At 33.0% G+C, this 20,577-nt stretch carries 19 protein-coding genes and 1 pseudogene; 8 read left to right on the top strand and 12 right to left on the bottom strand.

Annotated features, from left to right (window positions below):
• On the top strand, nt 1–1,035 hold the full coding sequence (locus QYS48_RS14675; RefSeq protein ID WP_308356576.1) for a type IX secretion system membrane protein PorP/SprF: 1,035 nt from the start codon (nt 1–3) through the stop codon (nt 1,033–1,035).
• On the opposite strand, the gene QYS48_RS14670 is transcribed toward QYS48_RS14675, so the two are convergent.
• The 4 genes from QYS48_RS14670 to QYS48_RS14655 all read right to left on the bottom strand — a co-directional run bounded on the left by QYS48_RS14670 (nt 1,032) and on the right by QYS48_RS14655 (nt 4,107).
• The gene (locus QYS48_RS14670; RefSeq protein WP_308356575.1) at nt 1,032–1,565 is read right to left on the bottom strand and encodes a hypothetical protein; all 534 of its coding nucleotides are present in this window, start codon (nt 1,563–1,565) and stop codon (nt 1,032–1,034) included. The two genes, QYS48_RS14675 and QYS48_RS14670, sit on opposite strands and share 4 nt — an antisense overlap.
• A 3-nt stretch (nt 1,566–1,568) precedes the next feature.
• Complete coding sequence (locus QYS48_RS14665) at nt 1,569–1,949, bottom strand: DUF1987 domain-containing protein (protein WP_302124951.1); 381 nt, start codon at nt 1,947–1,949, stop codon at nt 1,569–1,571.
• Nucleotides 1,950–1,959: 10 nt separating this feature from the next.
• Nucleotides 1,960–2,502: a SiaB family protein kinase gene (locus QYS48_RS14660; RefSeq protein ID WP_308356574.1), complete on the bottom strand. Its 543-nt coding sequence runs from the start codon at nt 2,500–2,502 to the stop codon at nt 1,960–1,962.
• Between the two features lie 102 nt (nt 2,503–2,604).
• On the bottom strand, nt 2,605–4,107 hold the full coding sequence (locus QYS48_RS14655; protein ID WP_308356573.1) for a peptide MFS transporter: 1,503 nt from the start codon (nt 4,105–4,107) through the stop codon (nt 2,605–2,607).
• Nucleotides 4,108–4,331: 224 nt separating this feature from the next.
• Here QYS48_RS14655 and pckA point away from each other — a divergent pair, with 224 nt between their 5' ends.
• Both pckA and QYS48_RS14645 read left to right on the top strand, forming a co-directional pair.
• A complete protein-coding gene (gene pckA, locus QYS48_RS14650; RefSeq protein WP_308356572.1) occupies nt 4,332–5,954 on the top strand; it encodes a phosphoenolpyruvate carboxykinase (ATP) in 1,623 nt (540 codons plus the stop codon).
• A 130-nt stretch (nt 5,955–6,084) separates the two neighbouring features.
• Entirely contained in the window at nt 6,085–6,741 is a 657-nt protein-coding gene (locus QYS48_RS14645; RefSeq protein ID WP_308356571.1) for a peptidoglycan DD-metalloendopeptidase family protein, read from the top strand.
• A gap of 5 nt (nt 6,742–6,746) precedes the next feature.
• On the opposite strand, the gene QYS48_RS14640 is transcribed toward QYS48_RS14645, so the two are convergent.
• Nucleotides 6,747–6,893, bottom strand: a complete 147-nt coding sequence (locus QYS48_RS14640) for a hypothetical protein (protein WP_308356570.1) — start codon at nt 6,891–6,893, stop codon at nt 6,747–6,749.
• A 586-nt stretch (nt 6,894–7,479) separates the two neighbouring features.
• Between QYS48_RS14640 and QYS48_RS14635 the strand changes: the two genes are divergently transcribed.
• On the top strand, nt 7,480–8,055 hold the full coding sequence (locus QYS48_RS14635) for a hypothetical protein (protein WP_302124946.1): 576 nt from the start codon (nt 7,480–7,482) through the stop codon (nt 8,053–8,055).
• 56 nt (nt 8,056–8,111) lie between these two features.
• Here the strand turns inward: QYS48_RS14635 and QYS48_RS14630 are convergent, their stop codons facing one another.
• Nucleotides 8,112–8,921, bottom strand: a complete 810-nt coding sequence (locus QYS48_RS14630; protein WP_308356569.1) for an SDR family oxidoreductase — start codon at nt 8,919–8,921, stop codon at nt 8,112–8,114.
• Between the two features lie 111 nt (nt 8,922–9,032).
• On the bottom strand, nt 9,033–10,319 hold the full coding sequence (locus QYS48_RS14625) for a nucleoside transporter C-terminal domain-containing protein (protein WP_308356568.1): 1,287 nt from the start codon (nt 10,317–10,319) through the stop codon (nt 9,033–9,035).
• A 128-nt stretch (nt 10,320–10,447) separates the two neighbouring features.
• On the opposite strand from QYS48_RS14625, the gene QYS48_RS14620 reads away from it, so the two are divergent.
• A complete protein-coding gene (locus QYS48_RS14620) occupies nt 10,448–11,143 on the top strand; it encodes a 16S rRNA (uracil(1498)-N(3))-methyltransferase (protein WP_302104235.1) in 696 nt (231 codons plus the stop codon).
• On the opposite strand, the gene QYS48_RS14615 is transcribed toward QYS48_RS14620, so the two are convergent.
• Nucleotides 11,144–12,454 (bottom strand): HAMP domain-containing sensor histidine kinase, encoded by a 1,311-nt coding sequence (locus QYS48_RS14615; protein ID WP_308356567.1) that lies wholly within the window; start codon nt 12,452–12,454, stop codon nt 11,144–11,146.
• Between the two features lie 228 nt (nt 12,455–12,682).
• On the opposite strand from QYS48_RS14615, the gene QYS48_RS14610 reads away from it, so the two are divergent.
• On the top strand, nt 12,683–15,136 hold the full coding sequence (locus QYS48_RS14610) for a zinc-dependent metalloprotease (RefSeq protein WP_308356566.1): 2,454 nt from the start codon (nt 12,683–12,685) through the stop codon (nt 15,134–15,136).
• 101 nt (nt 15,137–15,237) lie between these two features.
• Nucleotides 15,238–15,867, top strand: coding sequence for a phosphoribosylanthranilate isomerase (locus tag QYS48_RS14605; protein ID WP_308356565.1), 630 nt, complete (start codon nt 15,238–15,240; stop codon nt 15,865–15,867).
• Nucleotides 15,868–16,114: 247 nt separating this feature from the next.
• Here QYS48_RS14605 and QYS48_RS14600 read toward each other — a convergent pair whose 3' ends face one another.
• Both QYS48_RS14600 and QYS48_RS14595 read right to left on the bottom strand, forming a co-directional pair.
• Complete coding sequence (locus QYS48_RS14600) at nt 16,115–17,842, bottom strand: DUF5018 domain-containing protein (protein WP_308356564.1); 1,728 nt, start codon at nt 17,840–17,842, stop codon at nt 16,115–16,117.
• Between the two features lie 304 nt (nt 17,843–18,146).
• The gene (locus QYS48_RS14595) at nt 18,147–18,947 is read right to left on the bottom strand and encodes a hypothetical protein (protein ID WP_308356563.1); all 801 of its coding nucleotides are present in this window, start codon (nt 18,945–18,947) and stop codon (nt 18,147–18,149) included.
• A gap of 190 nt (nt 18,948–19,137) precedes the next feature.
• Between QYS48_RS14595 and QYS48_RS14590 the strand changes: the two are divergent.
• Nucleotides 19,138–19,236: pseudogene (locus tag QYS48_RS14590) on the top strand (phosphoribosylanthranilate isomerase); the annotation flags it as partial.
• 640 nt (nt 19,237–19,876) lie between these two features.
• Here QYS48_RS14590 and QYS48_RS14585 read toward each other — a convergent pair.
• Nucleotides 19,877–20,296 carry a hypothetical protein gene (locus QYS48_RS14585; protein ID WP_308356562.1) on the bottom strand — a complete coding sequence of 140 codons (420 nt, stop codon included), beginning with the start codon at nt 20,294–20,296 and terminating at the stop codon, nt 19,877–19,879.
• A 28-nt stretch (nt 20,297–20,324) separates the two neighbouring features.
• The gene (locus tag QYS48_RS14580) at nt 20,325–20,480 is read right to left on the bottom strand and encodes a hypothetical protein (protein ID WP_308356561.1); all 156 of its coding nucleotides are present in this window, start codon (nt 20,478–20,480) and stop codon (nt 20,325–20,327) included.
• Between the last annotated feature and the right edge of the window lie 97 nt (nt 20,481–20,577).

Raw genomic sequence — 20,577 nt, 5'->3', positions numbered from 1 at the left:
ATGCTTAAAACTAGAAATTTACATATCATACAATATACTGCAATTGTTTTAATGGTTGCGATATTGCTTAATCCTTATCAGGTTAAAGCGCAGGATTTTCAATTTTCGCAATATCATGAATCACCCTTATACTTAAATCCTGCATTTACAGGTTTGGGTAAAATGCACAGAATCACATTAAACTCCCGTGTTCAATGGCCTAGTTTACCAAAAGCATACGTTACCAATGCTTTAGCCTACGATTACAATATGGACTATCTAAGCAGTGGATTTGGCTTAATGCTAACACGAGATGTTGCAGGATCTGGAAACTTAGGTAATACAAATGCAAGCTTTTTATATTCCTATAGAATTGGCATTGCTGATAAGTTAGTTTTAAGTACTGGCCTACAATTTGCTTATAACTTCACAGGGTTAAATCAAAATGGCTTAACTTTAGGAGATCAATTATTGGATAATAGAGGCATATCATTTGATTCCGAATTGTCTAATATTCAAAACATTCAATATTTTGATTTTGCTGGTGGAGTGCTTTTGTATGGCAAATCCTTATGGGCTGGTTTGGCGCTACATCATTTAACGCAACCTGAAATCTCCTTAATAGGAGATTCAAATCCATTAAGAATGAAAATTAGTGCCCATGGAGGAATTAGAATCCCTTTATATAGAGGATCAACAAAGTTAGAGTACCTGTCGAGTATTGCTCCTTCATTTGTTTATAAAAGGCAAGGCATAAATGATCAGCTTGATCTGGGAATAAATTGGCATTACGATCCTATTTCAGCAGGGCTTTGGTACAGAGGAGTACCACTTGGTAAAACTACTCCTAATGAAAGTTTATACGATAGAGATGCTCTTATATTTAAATTTGGATTGCTTTTCCCTGATTTTCAAGTGGGATATAGTTATGATTTCACCATATCAGATTTAGGAGGTGCTTCAGGTGGGGCGCATGAGATTTCTATAATTTTTGATTTCGAAGCTAAGTTGGCAAAGAAAAGGAAAAAACAGTTTTTACCTTGCCCAACCTTTTAAATATTATTTCTCTGCTTTAATGCTCTCCTCATCATATAGCGTTCAACAATTACATCAATTGGCTTTAATAGAACAGCAATTCCCAATTTAAATAGAAAACCTATTTGGGGATTACCTACCTTTTGCTCCACAATTGGTTCTAAAAACCCTTCAGATAAAACAAATAATAGAATTGCAATTAAAAGTACTATGGATGATGCTTTTCTACCTACCTTGGCTTTAACTAACTGATCTATTGTATCCTGCAACAATTGATTATTTACTTTAAGGTCATCATTAATCTTGTTGATCTCATCAGACTGCTTTTTAAGCTTCTCATTAGCTTCATTAAGCTTAGAATGTAATCGGTCGCTAACCGATGTTAAAAGTTTTGCCTCTCCTATTAAGCGATCATACTTTTCACATAGAAGCTTATAGTTTTCCTTTACCTTCTCAGTAGGAATATTATCATCCTCTGCTAAAGCACGAACCTCATTCAGAAAATCAACTTCTGTCTGAAATACATCTGATTGGGTAAAGTTTTTTGACATATATTAAGCTTTAATCTCGACCATTTTAAAGGGCACCTTAATTATCTGTTTAAAGTCCTCTCCAGATTCTTCCATATCCTCATCTTCTTCTTCGTAATACCAATCAATGGCTATATCTTTTCCAGCTTCTTTAATTTTTTCTAATTTTCTAAAGATCTCTACTAAGCACTTAGATGAACTTGTATTGAAGTATTCCAATTTAACTTCAAAATTAGTAGAATCAAGCGGATTTTGAACATAATTATCTAACCAATCGAGCAACGGTCTATAAAACTCGATAGAATTCTCAGGAATAGATCTTCCCGATATTAAAAATGTATCCGCATCGGGATTAAAGTCAAGTTTTGGGGTTTTGGGTGTAGCCTCTAAAAAATATGCATCCATAGTTTTTTCCTTAATGTTTAATGTTTACTTGTAAACTAAAATAAGAATAATCATTATTGATGGATTGAAAACCATATTCTAAGGGTTGACCAGATTTTCTCACCATATCCATTATACCAAGGCCAGCCCTTCCTTTATCAGAAAAGACTCCTTCATCCAATCTATTACGATATTTTTCCCTCAATTCATCGTTCGAGAGCTGATTAATTTCCTGAATACGTTTTTTAAGGGGATCTGAAATAGATTGCTTGATGTAATTTCCAGATGTAATTTCATAAGTGGTAGGTCCTTTTACTACCATAATTAATATCTCATGGAATTTTTCATCCGCATTTTTTAATTCTCCCTCATTATGATAAATGTTTTGAAGTACCTCTACTAAAATATTAAAAACCTTCTTTTTAGTGCGTGAATTATACTCAACCATTGCCAATTTATTTTCAGCCAAGGTTAATAAGTTATTAGTTAGGCTATCAGTAATATTCCCCTGATAGGCTAACAATAACTCCTCACTCTCTTTAAGATTTTTAAATTTATTTAAGGTATCTAACATTTTTTACCGACAGGGCAATAAAGAATCAAAAAATCATTCATCGGTCAAATTACAATTATTTTCTTAAAAAATATAATGATTATATGATTTGCTTACATAATATCAATGTACGTTTCCTGTTAATTTTCTAATTAAAGGAGTTAAGATTAAAGCGACTATTCCTGCCCCTACAATAAAGATAGTAATAAACTGGAATATGTCTGGTAATAAGCTTGGGTTCTCAGCAATTGCATTTTGGTCAAATTCACCTGCTACTAATCCTGCAATCAAATTACCAAATGCTACGGACATAAACCAAGCCCCCATCATTTGACCAACCAATCTTTTCGGAGCCAATTTAGTTACAGCACTTAAACCTACAGGACTTAAGAATAACTCCCCAGTAGTATGTAAGAAATAAGTAATTAATAACCATGTTGGTAATACAGTATCAGAAGAAATTACCAAAGTGGCAGCTAAAATCATTACTCCGAATCCTAGCCCAAGAAATATTAATCCAAAAGCAAATTTCAAAGGAATACTTGGGTTTAAATTTCTTTTTGCTAATTGGATCCAGAACCAACCAAAAACCGGAGAAAGAATGATGATAAACATTGGATTTACACTTTGCAAGAATGAAGCTGGCATCTCCCAACCACCAATCATTCTATCCGTGTAACGCTCCGCAAATAAATTTAATGAGGATCCTGCCTGTTCAAAACCTGACCAGAATACTGCAGAAAACAATAATAAAAGGGCAATAGCTCCAATTTTCTTCTTCTCATCTTGGTTAAGACCGCTAAAAAGAAATATAGCCACAAAGAACAATACTAATGCAGCCGCCACTACAAAAGAGGATATATTTGCGACACTAACAACATCAATATTAATTATTCCAAAAGTAGTAGCTAAAACCAATGCGATTAAGCCAATTAAAAATGTCCAAATTCCTAATTTTACTTTTCTTCTAAAACCAATCTGTTTTGTATCGGCCGGATCATATCCTTCTGGTTGAGCTCCAATATCACCTAAATATTTCGAAGAAGCCCTATACTGAATTACACCTAATAACATTCCAACACCTGCAGCTCCAAAACCAAGATGCCAGTTAATGCTTTCACCTAAGTAACCAGTGATCAAAGGAGCAATAACAGCACCTAAATTAATACCCATGTAAAATATAGAAAAACCAGCATCTCTTCTGGCTGGTTCATTGTCTTTATATAATCCTCCTACAATACTACTTATATTAGGTTTTAGTAATCCTGTTCCGATAACGATTAAAATCAAACCTATAAAAAAGAACTCATCTGTTGGAACTGCCATCGCAAAGTGTCCACATGCGATGATGATTCCCCCATACCAAACTGCTTTTTGAAGTCCGAAAAATCTATCTGCTAACCAACCACCTGGTAAGGCTAATAAGTAAACGAACATGGTATATAAACCATAAATAGCAGTTGCAGATTTATCATCTAGTCCGAGTCCTCCCGTTTCAATTGAGGCAACCATAAATAAAACCAAAAGGGCACGCATACCATAATAACTGAAGCGTTCCCAAAACTCAGTAAAGAATAAGGTTGCCAATCCTCTAGGGTGGCCGAAAAATGTTTTTTCAGAATTCATATTACCTATAGATTATCTTTATTTTAAAAATTCGAATGCTAAATCTAACACGGCATCTTCATTAAAACAAATTGGCAGCCAAAATCGGCTTTAAAATTACTAGAAAGTGTATTTTTTACACTATCTAAACATTTGTAAATGATTAAAAAATTACTTTTTATGCTTATTAAAATCTTTAACTTTGCCAGCCAAACCATGTTATATCTAGCAAAAACATAAAAATAATGAAGGAATTTGGATTAAAATCCTCTAAATCCGGCTTAGAGGATTTGGGTTTAAAAAATGTTGCTGAAGCGTATTGGAATCTTAGCCCTGCAGAATTAACAGAGCATGCTTTGGCTAATGGCGAAGGTGTACTAACAGATACTGGTGCTTTAATGTGTGATACCGGTAAATTTACGGGGCGATCTCCAAAGGATAAATTCATCGTGAAAGATGATAAAACAAAGGATAAAGTTTGGTGGGGAGACATCAACATTCCATTTGATGAAGATAAATTTGATGCACTTCATGAGAAAATGCTCAAGTTCCTTGAAGACAAAAAAGTGTATGTGAGAGACGCTTATGCAGGAGCGGATAAAACTTACAGACTTAACTTAAGAGTTGTAAATACTCAAGCATGGCATAATTTATTTTGCTACAATATGTTCTTAAGACCAGAAAAATACAAACTGGAAACTTTCGAGCCTACATTTACAATCATTAATGCACCAGAATTTGAAGCTGATCCAGAGGTTGATGGAACTCGTCAGAAAAACTTTGCAATCGTTAACTTTAGTAAAAACATCATATTAATTGGTGGGACTGGTTACGCTGGTGAAATGAAAAAAGGTATTTTCTCTGTGCTTAACTTCACTTTACCAACTGAACACAATGTATTATCTATGCATTGCTCAGCTAATATGAGTGAAAAAGCTGATGGCGATACTGCTATTTTCTTCGGACTATCTGGAACAGGTAAAACTACATTATCAGCTGATGAAAACAGAGGTTTAATCGGTGATGATGAGCACGGTTGGACTGATAATGGTGTCTTCAACTTTGAAGGAGGTTGTTATGCTAAAACCATCGATTTAACCGAAGAAAAAGAGCCTCAGATTTACAAGGCTATAAAATTCGGTGCCATTGTTGAGAATACTCGTTTCTTTCCAGGAACAAGAACTGTTGATTACGAAAATACAGAAGTAACTCAAAATACAAGAACTGCATATCCTATTCACCATATTGAAAATGCAGTTAATCCATCAATCGGAGGTAAACCAAATAATATTTTCTTCCTTACTTGTGATGCATATGGTGTTTTACCTCCAATTTCTAAATTGACCAAAGGCCAGGCGATGTATCACTTCATTTCAGGTTATACTGCTAAAGTAGCAGGAACTGAAGCAGGTGTGACTGAGCCACAAACAGTTTTTAGTGCGTGTTTTGGTGCTCCTTTCTTACCACTTCACCCAACTCAGTATGCTGAGATGTTAGGAAAGAAAATGGATGAGCAGGACGTAACCGTGTGGTTAGTAAACACTGGTTGGTCTGGAGGTCCTTACGGAGTAGGTTCTAGAATGAAATTAAAATACACTAGAGCAATGATTACTGCTGCATTAAACGGTGGGTTAGATGAAGTTGGTTACAGAAATCATTCTGTATTTGGATGCGCTATCCCTGCTACTTGTCCTGATGTTCCTTCTGAGGTATTAAGCCCTAGGGAAACTTGGAAAAATGACAAAGGCTATTACCAAATGGCTAATAAACTAGCAGAAGAATTTAATGCTAATTTCAAAAAATTTGAAGAATTCGCTAATGATGAAATCATGGCGGGTGCTCCAAAGCCAAATTTATCTAAAGTATAAAATAAACTTTTTCAGTTAAGTTAAGTACACTGCCGTAAGATTAAGTTCTTGCGGCAGTTTTGTTTATAACAAATACTGATAACGCTACTTTTAAAATTACTTTAAAATCAATTGAACTCTTATTTTAAGTATGAATATTAATCAAGAAGATGTATCCCCGATTATGGGTAAGTGGCTAAATAAAAGCAACAGTGAATTATTAGATTTCTCTGATCGTAATAAAGACCTTCTTCGATTTGATTTAAAATCAACCAAAGATTTTGATCAATATGTATTTGATTATTTAAAAATGAAAGAAAAGCAATATGGACATGGTGGTTTTTTAGAAAATAGAACCATTTACCAAAGAAGTGCTCATTTTCAAAAAGGAGAATCAAGATGCATGCATTTAGGAGTTGACGTTTGGTGTGAAGCTCATCATCCACTATATGCGCCTACCGAAGCTATAATTCATAGCTTTGCCAATAATAACAACTTTGGTGACTATGGACCTACAATTATATTAGAACATAATATCAATCACGTTCAATTCTATACATTATATGGACATCTAAGTTTAAAAAGTATAGAAAATATTAAAGAAGGGCAGCTTATAAAGAAAGGCGAAAAATTTTGCGAAGTAGGGCCTTATCCTGAAAATGGCGACTGGCCACCCCATTTGCATTTTCAATTAATTACTGACATGAAAGACAAATTAGGAGACTTCCCAGGTGTTTGTGCCCCTTCTGAATTAAACGAGTTTAAAAGAATTTGCCTAGATCCAAATTTTATGATTTTAAAAGAATAGAGATATCAATCTGATGACTGAATCCAAATATGATAATCAGTATCCCATATAACATTAGCCGAAGCATTTTCAGCTTTCATTACACATATTGCTGGGTTTTTAGCGGGAACTGATTTTGAACCCGCTATATCACCATTGCTACTAGTATACAATTGGTCCAGTTGAGCATTTCTATTCACCTTTCAAATATCCATCCAATCATAATCAGCTCCTCCATTTCCAAACTCTATTCCAGCTCCTAACACATACTGTTTATCTTTAGTTGATTGCAAATGAGCAATTGATGTAGTTAGAAAGAATAAATAAAGTATAAGGAACCGAGATATATCATCAATAATATTTTGTTTTGATCTATTTTTTATCGCTGAAACAATACTTTTCTAGTTTTTTATAAGAATATTTGATTTATTATTTTGATAAATATAACAGCAATAAATCTATATATTATCTTAATGTTAATAACCATATAAGATATTCAACTTTTGAATATGAATATTATCAAATAATGAAAAAATATTCGAGAAGAAGATTAATAGCCTAAACAATCCATTTTATCAAAATATTATTCTGTCAATATTTACTTAAAGCATTTGAAAACAAACATATTTTGGTTAAAATCTTAGACATTACCTTACATTACAATTAAAACTCTTAATATTTATATCACACTACAAGTGATTGTATTTTAAAAATTTGCTCACACCTTTGCATCGTCAAACACAAACAAACAACACGACAATGAAAAAATTATTAGTATCTGCCTTAATCTTATGTGCATCAGTTGTTGCAACTGCAAACAACAAAGTTGTTCCTACTAAAAAATTAAAGGTTACAAGTAATGTAGAAGTGAAAAAAGCAACTTTAACATACTTACCAACTTCTAATGAAAAAGTATTAGTAAAAATTATTAACGAAAGAGGCGAGGTAGTTTACAAAGAAACTATCAATGAAACTAAAACATTTGTAAGACCTTACGACTTCAGTCAATTAAGCAGTGATAAATTTATCATTCTAGTAAAAGAAGGTAAAGAAGTTTATAAAGAAGTAATTGATTTAAATGATGAATTGACATCCAATTTTGACTTAGTGGCTTCGACTAAAGAAATTAACGAAAATACTTTTGAAGTAAAAGTATTACAAAGCCAAAAGCAGGATGTAAACATTGTGATAAGAGATCAAAACGGTAGAGTTTTATATTCATCTAATATAGAAGATAGAGCTAGCTTTATTCAACAATTTGAGTTAACTCAAAAATATGGAGAAGTTACTTTAGAAGTATCAAACAAAAGAAATTCAAAGACAATAGTACTTTAAATTCATAGAGTATATTTAGTTTAGGTTAGGGAAAAGCTTGCAAATGCAAGCTTTTTTTATTTGTTCACCATACCGCTCATTTGCTTAACAATGAATTTTACTGCACCGGCTGGGCTTAATCTGTAAAATAGATCAAGAAAACGAGCATCACTCCCAACCATTACTCTAAATTTTTTCTTCTCAATTGCTTTTAACATTATTGAAGCTGCTTTTTCAAAAGACAACATTTTCGGTGCTTTCCCCTGCCCTGCTTGATCAGTATTCTTCATTTCAACACCTGAATTCTTAGTAATATTTGTGTTGATAGCTCCTGGGTGAATTACGGTTACTCCCACATTAGTTTCCTTTAATTCAGCATACAAACCCTCAGTTAATAATTTAACTGCTGCTTTAGAAGCTCCATAAAAAGTTTGGCCTGGAAATGGAATAAAGCCTCCCATACTTGAAACATTAGCTATATGAGCCTCAGGTCGTTTAAGCAAATGAGGTAGAAAGGCTTTTGTCATATAAAGCGTACCATAAAAATTAATATTCATGATATGCTCAATCCTATCGTAATCTAATTCATTTACATCAATAAAAGGCTGAATAATTCCTGCGTTATTAATTACGCCATCAACATTACCAAAATGCTTGATAACTTCATCAGGAAAACTTTCAACTTGTTCTCGATCGGATATGTTAAGGTTACGAGTATAGAGATTACTGGCTTTTTCTTTTGCCAATTCTTTGGTTTCTGCTAACGCTTCATCATGAATATCTACAGTGGCTACCTTAGCTCCTTTATTCAGTAACTGTAAGACTAATTCTCGACCCATACCACTGCCGCCACCTGTTACTACGATTACTTTATTCTCGAACTTCATAATCTTTAATTATCATTAAACGCATATTAATATATACGCTATAATTAATTAAAAGACTGTGAGATTACAGAATTTAATGGTAAAAAGAAGAAATGATATTCAATGATGAAATTATTCAACTAATGCTCCTGCAATAGTAGCAGTCATCATACATGCAATCGTGGCTGCTAACAATGCTCTCATACCCAACTTAGATAAATTACCCTGTTGATTTGGGGCCATCCCCCCTATTCCACCTACCTGAATAGCGATAGAGCTAAAGTTTGAAAATCCACAAAGCGCATAGGTTGCTATGATAATAGATTTATTACTTAAAATGTTTTGAGTCTTCATGTCTGCTAAACCAAGATAAGCTACAAACTCATTAATAGCTGTCTTTTGACCTAATAAACTACCTACAGCCAGCGTATCATTCCATTCTACCCCCATAGCAAAAGCAAATAATCTAAAAATTTGACCTAAGATATATTCTAAACTAAAACTATCGAAAGTTCCATCAGTAGAGCTTGCCACTAATGCATTTAAACTTGTCCACTCTCCTATTAAATTACCTAGGAAATAATTGATAGCAGCAATAACCGCTATAAAGGCTAATAACATTCCACCAATGTTTAAGGCAAGCTTTAAGCCTTCCGCAGCCCCATTAGATAAGGCATCAATTAAATTTACACCCAATTTATCTTGACTGACATGCAAGGTATCATCAATATCATCTGGATTTGTTTCAGGTATAAGTATTTTAGAAATCACAATTGCAGCGGGAGCATTCATTATGGAAGCACTTAATAAGTAAGAAGCAAAACGTGCTTTCTCTACCGGATCATCACCTCCTAAAAAGGCAACATATCCAGCTAAAACTCCACCTGCGATAGTCGCCATTCCCCCAGTCATTAAACACATTAATTCAGAGCGAGTCATATTGGGAACAAAAGGTCTAACTAATAATGGGGCTTCAGTCTGACCTAAAAATATATTCCCGGCAGCTGACAAACTCTCAGCACCAGACAATCGCATGGTTCGAGACATTACCCAAGCAATACCATAAACCAATTTTTGAAGAATTCCTAAATAATAAAGACCAGCCGTAACAGTGGAGAAGAAAATAACCGTTGGAAGCACTTGGAATGCAAAAATAAAACCCAAAGAATCACCTGCTAAGTCACCAAACAGGAATCTGGCACCATCCCCAGAGAAGCTTAAAAATACCACAAAGGCCTCAGAAACCTTTTTGAACATTAATTCAACAAATTCAACCTTAGTAATTAATAAACCGAAGATGATTTGAAGTAATAAGCCAGTACCCACTAAACGCCAATCAATTTTCTTCTTGTTTACTGAAAATAGCCAAGCAAAACCAACTAAAACCAATAAACCAATAAGACCTCTGAGATAATCCATATAAATTTTTAAAGCAGCGACAAAATTAAAGGAATGTCTCTAATTAAAAAATCTGAATCATATCAATTAGACAAAATAATGAGTAGAATAAATAAATGGTAGTTCATACAAAATAATTAATTTTGGGTATGCAGTTATTCTACCAGCCTCATTTACCAGAAATTCAGCATTTAGATCTTGATGAATCTAAGCATTGTATAAAAGTTCTACGAATGAAGTCAGGCGATGAAATTAATCTCATTGATGGAAAAGGCACATTTTACAAAGCTAAAATTACAAATGAGAATCATAAACAGTGTGAGTTTGAAATAATTAGCACTGAAAAGGAGGCTGATTTTAATTTTCATAGGCACATTGCTATCGCTCCTACTAAAAATATTGATCGCATTGAATGGTTAGTTGAAAAAGCCACTGAATTTGGCATTGATGAAATCAGCTTTTTTCAAAGCTTTCATTCAGAGAGAAAAGTAATTAAAATTGATCGCTTAGAAAAGAAAGTTATAAGTGCCATGAAGCAATCAATAAAAGCGAAAAAGCCGATTATAAATGAGATTGATTCCTTACAGAATATTATTTCAAATGCTAAAGAAGCTAATAAATTTATAGCCTATGTAGATTTTCAAAATACTACATATTTAAAGAATGAATTAAAAAATAATCGAGATTCAATTATTCTAATTGGCCCTGAAGGTGATTTTACTGAAGAAGAAGTAGAGTTATCTGAAAAAAAAGGCTTTAAAAAAGTTAGCTTAGGCAAAAGCAGATTAAGAACTGAAACTGCTGCCTTAGCTGCGGTCCACTTAATGAATCTAATTGCAGAATGATTAAAAATTAGATTCAGAAGAAAGCATATTTGGTAATTTTAATGTAATAGTGGTTCCTTTATCAATCTGTGATTTAATTTCAAATTCACCATCAAGCTTTGTAAGCATATTTTTAACAATGTAAAGACCTAATCCCGAGCCTTCTTTGCTATCTTCACCTCTATAAAACATGTCAAATACTTTTTCCAATTGATTGTTGGGGATCCCAATTCCATTATCGATTATTTCAATCTTAAAATATTTATTCTCATAGCTAACTTTTATTTTAACAGTTGATTTACTTTTGTTAGGGTCAGAATATTTAATTGCATTTGATATCAGATTATTTAGGATAACTTCTAGTCTCGCTTTATCCGAGAATACAATTGAACCAGCTTTTATATCTTTTGTAAAGTCAATTTTTTCCATCCCCTCTATGTAATTATTATTTTCAATAATATCATCCACAAAATCCTCTATTTCTATTGACTCTACTTTAATTTCAGTTCTTGCATTTCTTGAAATCTCAATTACCTCTTTTATGAAATTTGTTAAACGTTCTATTCGATTTTCTATCCTAATAAAATAGTCCATTACGTGCTCATCCTTTACTTCATATTTTGCCAGGTTTATTAAACCTAAAATTGATGACAAAGGAGCTTTTAAATCATGTGAAGCACTATATACAAAATGATCTAATTCATTATTAGCTAATTCCAATTCAGTATTTTTCTGTTTTAATTCTAGTAATGTTTCTTGTCTCTTTTTATCAATTAGCGTATTGATTACATCAATATTGTACATACTAAACACCATTCCAAAAACTGAGATGAACATATTTACATAAAAAGAACTCGGTTCTGATTTGCCTTCAGTCCAGTTTAATTCACCAAATGGCTGATAGGCGGTTAATTCTAAAATTAACAAAAGGGATACCACGTAAATCATGGAATAGTATTTATACCGTCTTTCCTCATTTTTAAAGATGAGGAAAATTACAGCTATTATGGGGAAGAAAATAAGATAAAGACCAATAGTCTTGGGAATTACGGAAGCATAACAAAAAATAAACGCAGGCCCTAAAACTATAAAGATGAATTTTGCTAGCAGATTTCTTCCACTTTCATTTATCAAAAAAGTAGCTATGAAAATAAATACAATTATTAAATCTAGCCCTACAGCAACAAAATTTAAAAACCAAATATCATTAATTATTTGAATTGCAGCTGCAATAATTGCTATAATAGAAAACTGAGAAAGCAAAATATTAGGTTTTTGCTCAAGCTCTTTTTCAATTCGCGACCACTTATTCGGATTTAAAAATCTAAACACCAATTTTAAATTTCAGTTAACAATTTAAAATATTAAAATAATATGGTTTTTCATCTACAATTAAAGATTTACAAAGAATCAATTCGATGAAACAAACCTTTTACCAATTAAATAAAAGGATTTCTACTTTTGAAAATGTTGAGATAACTTTAATCAATGAAATTATTTTCAATTGAAAAAGAGTTACAGTATCAATTAAAACTAACTATTAAACTATACTTTTAACATATGAAGCAATTACTATTTGTACTTAGCATCAGCATGCTATTTTCCTACCAAACTGCAAATGCACAGCTTTTTGGTAAGAAGAAAAAAGCATCTGAAACAAAAAAAACTGAAAAGCCAAAAGGTGAATTCAAAAATTATGCTGATATCATCAAAGCAGGGGTTAAATCTGATGATGGACTTTTTACCGTTCACCAAAAAGATGGTAAATTATATTATGAAATACCATTTGATAAATTAGAAAAGGATTTATTGTTAGTGAGTAGAATCGTAAAACTTCCAGATAATTTTGGTGGTGGTTATATTAATGCGGGATCAAAAGTAAATGAGCAAGTCGTTAGGTGGTACAAGCGTGATAAAAATATTGACTTAAAAGTGATCAGTTTTACCAATGAAAGCGATGAAGAAAGCCCAATATCAAAGTCTGTAGAAGCCAATAATTTCTTTCCTATTTTGTTTAGTACTGAGATTGAAGCTGTAAATCCCGACTCTACTGCTTATTTGGTGGATGTTAGTAAATTATACACAGAAGAAGTTAGTGCTATTAATGCAATGTCTGATGGCTTAAGAAAAAGATATAAAGTTAAGCGCTTAGATAAAAATCGCTCTTACATAGAATCAGCTAATGCTTACCCTCAGAATATTGAAGTAAAACACTTAATGACCTATGATGCGGGGAATCCACCAGAAAGAGATCAGGCAGGAACTATAAGTATGTTGCTAAATCAGTCTATGATTTTACTTCCTGAAGATAAAATGAAACCTCGTTTAGCTGATGACAGAGTAGGTTGGTTTACCTTAGAAAAATATGATTACAATTCTGATGAATTAAAGTCAGACCGCTATGAATTAATAAGAAGATGGAGGTTAGTTCCTAAGGATATAGAAGCCTATAAAAAAGGTGAGTTGGTTGAACCGGTTAAGCCGATAGTATATTATTTAGATCCAGCTACTCCAGAAAAATGGAGACCTTACTTTATTCAAGGAATTGAAGATTGGAATGTAGCTTTTGAAGCGGCAGGATTTAAAAATGCAATCATTGCTAAAGAGGCTCCAAGTCCGGAAGAAGATCCAGATTTTAGTCCTGAAGATGTTAGATATTCAGTAGTACGTTATGTTGCCAGTACAACACGTAATGCAGTTGGGCCATCAGTTACAGATCCTAGAACAGGTGAAATTATTGAAAGTGATATTATATGGTATCATAACCATTTAAGATCATATAGAAACAGGTTTATGATCGAAGCAGGAGCACAAACTGAAGCAGCCAGAACACTACAGACTCCTGAAGAAGAAATTGGAGAAATGATGCGTATGGTAATCGCCCATGAAGTAGGACATGCTATCGGTTTACCACACAATATGAAAGCAAGTTCAGCCTACCCTACCGACTCTTTAAGATCAGCAACTTTCACTCATAAATATGGCCTCACTCCTTCTATTATGGATTATGCCCGAGTGAATTATGTAGCTCAGCCTGAAGATGAAGGCGTAAGATACATCAGAATGATGGGACCTTATGATAAGTATGCTATTAATTGGGGTTATCGCTATTTAGCAGATGCTGAAACCAAAGAAGATGAAAAGGCTACACTTGATGAATGGATTCTTGAAAAGGCTGGAAATCCATGGTATGAGTTTGGAAGCGGATATGGAGTAGCTGACCCAAGAGCTAATAGAGAGAGTTTGGGTGATAATCATGTTAAAGCCAGTGAATATGGCTTAGCCAATTTAAAGAAGGTAGTTCCAAACTTAGTTGAATGGACTTCTGAAGATGGAAAAGGATATGAAGAGCTTGCAGAAGTCTACAGAGAATTAGGTTATATGTGGTGGGGTTATAATCGCCATGTAATTGCTAATGTTGGTGGGATTTATGAAACCAGAAAAACTTCTAATCAAGAAGGCGTAGTTTATGAGCATGTTCCTGCTGATATTCAACGTAATGCCGTTGCTTTCTTGAATGAACATACTTTCACCAATCATGAGTGGTTATTAAATAAAGATATACTCCAAAGAATAGAAGATGATGGAGCGATTGAGAGAGTAAAAGCCTTGCAAGTAAGAGCATTAAGCAGTCTTTTAGATGAAGATAGAATCCTTAGAATGATTGAAAATGAAAGCTTAAATGGTAATGATGCTTATACTGCCCTTGCCATGTTAGAAGATGTACGCAGAGGAATTTTCTCTGAGCTTTATAGAGGACAATCAGTAGACGCCTACAGAAGAAATATCCAAAGAACTTATATTGATTTAGCGGCTGAAAAAATTGCTGAATTAGACGCAGAAAAGAATCAAGATAGTGATATCATAATTTCTGATATTATTCCATTAATGCGTGCTGAACTAAATCAACTAAAAACGGATATTAGCAGCAGAAGATATAGAACATCAGATCGAATGAGCCTAATTCATTATGATGATTTATTAGCAAGAATTGACAAAACATTTGCGGAGTAATTTATTTAAGCTTTTCCAAAACTCAAACTTTGGAAAAGCTTACTTCCTTTCCCTTTTAAGCCACTTAAAAATTCCTTTAATTTGCATCAAAATTTTACAAAATGGCTTTAAAAACATTCGTTAAAATATCTGAAGTAAATAATTTAAGTGATGCACGTTATTGTGCTGGAATGACGGTGAACTTGATGGGCTTTGACTTGCAAAAAGATAATCCGTCTTATGTGAGCCCGGAAAATTTCATGGAACTTACCGGTTGGGTATCAGGACTTGAATTTGTAGGTGAATACGGTGATGCTTCAGAAGATGAGATTAAAGACAGTATTAAAGACTATGATCTTCATTATTTGCAAACGGATAATCCTGCCATCATTCCCCTTTTTAAGGATTACAAAAGAATTCTTCGTTTTGATATGGACAAAGTGACCGATGCTGAAGCCGTTAAAAACACCATGCAAGAAGTAGAGAATAAAGTAGAATTCTTCCTTTTTGAATCAGGTAATGGAAACCATTATAAAGAAAATGTGGTACAGCAAGTATTAGATTTAGCCAAAGATTATCCTGTTATTTTAGGCTTCAATATTGATGACAAAAATGTTATGGATTTGGTTGAAAAAACCTCCATTAAAGGCATATCGCTAAAAGGTGGTGAAGAAATCAGACCGGGCTATAAAGACTTTGATGAACTAGCGGATATTCTAGAAACGCTAGAGATTGATGATACAGTAGAATAGTTGGAAGATGGAAGTTGGGTGTTTGAAGTTGGAAGATAGATCAGACTTATTATATATTAAATTTTAGTTTTTTTTTAAAGATGTAACTAGCAATTGCTAAAATAGAAATGTGATAAATTGTGAGATTATTTCAGGATTGTACACCACCATACTATAGTATTAAAAGATCTTAAATATCATATATTACTTTGCAGATTAAAAATAAAAAGGGCTTTATAAGCCCTTTTTATTTTTTGGTTTATGTTTTTTATTCAATTACAATATTGTAAAATGTATTACTAAAAGCAGAGCTTCCATCACCATTGTATCTCTGAACATAGATCATGTATGTTTCAACAGGAAGATCAGAAGGAATAACAATTTCCACTACGGAATCAGATATTCTGTTTCCAGTTCTCGCTTTCGTGGCAGTCCAGCCATCCATAAATCCAACAGTTACAGAACCTGTTCCTTCACCAAAGTTCTTACCGTTAATAATTAATTTATCACCTCTTTTAACTGTTAAGCTTTCTACACTGGCAATTATTGGATCGGTTGTTGTGTTTTCTTCAACATTTATTGTTTCACTTGCTGTTACTTCTGCACCATTTGTTTCTACTACTATAGTATATTCACCACTTTCAAGTAAAGGAGGTTGTACAACATATATTCTACCGTTGTCTTCTTCACGTATGTAAGCTTCGGTTCTCACATCATTTTTAACAAAGTATACTTTGTTTTCTCCCTCAATAAAGTTTCTTCCATTGATCCTTACGATAATATTATCATCATCTGTTGAGCTAACAAAATCAGAAATAGTTGGAGCTGGAGGCAGAATTTGCACATCACCCAGAACATATTTTTCATTTCTTATATATACAATCAATGAATAAGTACCTGTCTCAAAAGATACATTATTGGGTACATTAAATGAAAAACTTGTTTCTCCTTCGGACTCTAAAGAGGGGCCGGAACTGAAACCTTCTCTAGAAAATGAAACACTTATATCACTAAAATTCTTACCAGTTATTGTTACTAGTTCACCTTTTCTGAAAGATGTAGAAATCAAATCGTCAAATTCTGGCGTTGGTGCTGCCTCTAATTCAACTGTAACTTCATAGTCCTGAGTAGAACCATCTTCAGCCGTTACGGTATAATCTACTGAACCAAAAGAAAAATCTTCTGCAGTACTATTTTCAGGAGAAATAGTTGCTCCTTCTGAAATTTCTATAGTTGGTACCAAAGCAGTTAAGTCACTGGTATTCCAAGGTAATGTAAGTGTAATAGCCTTTGAATCTTCATTGATTACGCCATTAATAGTTGGAGTAAATGCTTCAAAAGCAAAAATTAAAATTGCTTTCTCTGTGCGTGGCTCATATCCTATAGAAGCAGTATACTCTACTTCCGTACCATCTTCAGCCACAACTGTAAAGATTACATCTTTCGAAAAATCTATTTCAGTTTCAGAAGCTGGAGTCACGGTTGCAAATTCTGAAATTTCAATTGTTGGAATTAATTTAGTTAGGTCATATTTTCTAGGTATAAGAGCAGTTATAGTTTTATTCTCTTCATCTATTGTTGCTGCTAATTCTGTCTCAAATCCTTTGAAAATAAAGGTGTCAATTATAGCTTCTGTGTTTTCTAACACATTTACAGTAACTGTATATTCAGCAACAGTACCATTCTCTGCTGTTACTGTATAGACTACCGGACTAGTAAAGTCTTGTGCAGTACCTGAAGCGGGTACAACAGTTGCTTTATCCGAAATAGAAATTTCAGGACTTAAATCGGTAATATCTGTGCCACTGGGTACATCTAATGAAATTGAAAATGCTTCTTCATTTATGACACCTGAAACAGGTGGATTCATGGATGTAATAGAGAATTCCTCAATTTTGTTCAATGGACTTTTTGCTTCTTCTTCCTCCGTACATTGGAAAAATGTTAAAGCAATTGCAGAGAATAAGCATATTCTCCATAAAAGGGATTTAATCATAATTGTATATTCTTATAGTTTATAAAATAGTGCGCGAAATTAACCGAATATCTGAAAATAAAAGCTTGAATTTTAATATAAATTAATTCAAAATCGAAAATTTATATAATCCTTAGAATAGTCAAAATTTTAAGCCTATGAGTTTAAAATTAGGTGGTATTTTCATTTTAGATAGAAAAATTTATCTTAATATTTAATGCATAAAAATATAATGAGAAAACCGTTTAAAAGTTTAGGAATGAAAAAGCACACCACTATTTGCATATGGTGTGCTTTCAGTATTTTTACCTATTAAAAATGGTAATTAATATTTCTGCACTTTTATATCAACCAATACTCTAGTTGAATTAATGGCTTTTAACTTTATCGCTCCTTTTTTACCCTCTTCAGTTTCAAATGTGACAATTGCAGGGAAGTCCAAAGTCCCTATAGCATTATCATCATTAATCACTGTCAAGTCATCTAATACAGCATCATCTTCCATTTCATCAAATGAAGCTACTTCAAATCCATTTTCATAATTATGGACTTTAGTTTCTTTTGCATTTGGCACTACAATGTCGTCAAAGTTGTCTTTTGGTCCTTCAAAAAAGATAAAAGGTGAATTAGATCCTTTATAAAAAAGATCAATATTTGGTCCATTTTCTTCATCTATCTCAGTGTCTAAATACATTTCGTTTTCAGAAATGGAGTAAAATCTGCCTAATTCACTACTGCCCTCTTCCTGAGAAAATTCTAAATCTTTTATTTCTAATATGGCACTGTTTCCTTCTATAGTAATAGTTTCTTCACTACTACTTTCTTCAGTACCGGAGACTGCTTTAAGTGTTATGGTGAAGTCCCCTGCTTTGTCAACCGTAATGCCATTCGGTATTTCCTCAATTGAAGTTGAATCGCTACTGCCTTCACTAAAGCTCCATTCATAAGAGCTTGCTCCGGTAGACTCATTAGTTAGATTTAATACTGCATTTGGCGCTTCTCCCTCTATCTCAACACTAAATTTTGCTTCTAAGGGTTCCCCCTCTTTATCAGCTGTTTCACTTGAATCACAAGAATAGAGAGTAATTGCTAAAACAATTAATGCGTACTTAATTTTACTTATCATATAATTTAAATTAAAAGATTAATTGCAAACGTAACTATATGTTTAGGTTTGACAAAATATGTTGAAAAAGATTATTGACATGCAGCGGTAGTATATACTAAAACTCATATTTAGATATAAAACCGTAAAGTTACTTTAGGACGATACAAGTACTTTTATAGCAGATAGCATGCTTATTGCTTCGCTATGTGCGCTATGTGGTGGTGAAGAAATCAGACCGGGCTATAAAGACTTTGATGAACTAGCGGATATACTAGAAACGCTAGAGATTGATGATACGGTTGAATAATTGGAAGTTGGGTGTTTGAAGTTAGAAGATGGAAGTCGGATGTTGGAAGATGGAAGAACAGTTCCGTATCATGCTTGTGACACAAACGGAAACGATTGCGTCAGCGCGGGAGAATTGAATTTATAAAAACATATCCAATTTTACAATTCTTGTTTTTTTTAGAAAAAGTGTGTACTAAACAGCAAATAGCATTCGTTTAGCTGCGCAACGCGCGCTAGTGGGCCGAATACATGTCTCTTAGTCTCTAAACCATCTAAGTTTTATTATAATTAAAATCAAAAAACAAATTAGTATTACATATATACTATAATTCATTTGTTCGCCATTAAATAAAGCTAATGTAATGGCGGAAACACCTATAATCGAAATAAATAAAAGATTATTAACAAGTATTTTAAAATACTTCATTGAAAATAGTATTACATTTTTTTTAAAAAAAATAACTCCTCTGGCCTTTGAGCATCACTATAGCTGATCTGTCCTATGTTTATCCTTTTACAAATCTCATAAATTGCACTTTCGCTGTATTTTATTCCCATGATTAGCTTTATTTGTGTAAAGCTATTTCAGGACAAGACAGTTGTGGCAAATAGCACGCGTTTTGCTTCGCTAAGCTCTATTAGGCAAGATATGATCCACTCTACCTTATGTAAGGATGCCTACTGGCATCTACTTTAATTCCGTTCTTTCTCAAATCATTTACAAACATTTGAAAATCACTTCCCATATTTAATTTGAAGGTCTTCTTTCTTCCTCGCTTTAAATGAATTTTCATTACCTCCTCGTTTCCCTTACCCCCTTGATAAATTATCTGAATCTCAGCTATCTCATCAAACAAAAACTTATAAGGTATAAATGGTAAGAAAGTATATTTTATAATAATACTATCGCCAAAAATATAAAGTTTTTTATCAATAAGAAGAACTATTGCCGCAATTGTGCCTAAAATTGCAATTACAACCAAATCAACTCCAACGTATGCAAATGCCCCAATTAGAGCAAGAGAAAAGAATAGCATAGATAGATTTCCTCGCCAATTTCTCTTACTATAATTTTTCATTTCTTAGTTTTATTAACAATATAAATTATTAATTTGATTCTTGGTTGCTGTCTGCTTTTTCGCTGTTATTAATATACTTTTTATCAATATTCAGGATCAAATCAATCTCAGCTTGTACAGCCTTGGTCGTTTTGTCTAGTGCTTCAGACCATGATTTAATGGTTAATACATTCTTAAACGACATTAAAAATGCCCCCACTAGTCCTCGTTTGTAACGAGGATTAGCAAAATATGAGTTTTTAACTCAATATCTATATACTTTTTAAAGAATCAACTAAAAT

This window comes from Marivirga arenosa, assembly GCF_030503895.2.
Lineage (GTDB): Bacteria > Bacteroidota > Bacteroidia > Cytophagales > Cyclobacteriaceae > Marivirga > Marivirga arenosa.
This window is presented reverse-complemented; position numbering and strand designations above follow the sequence as displayed.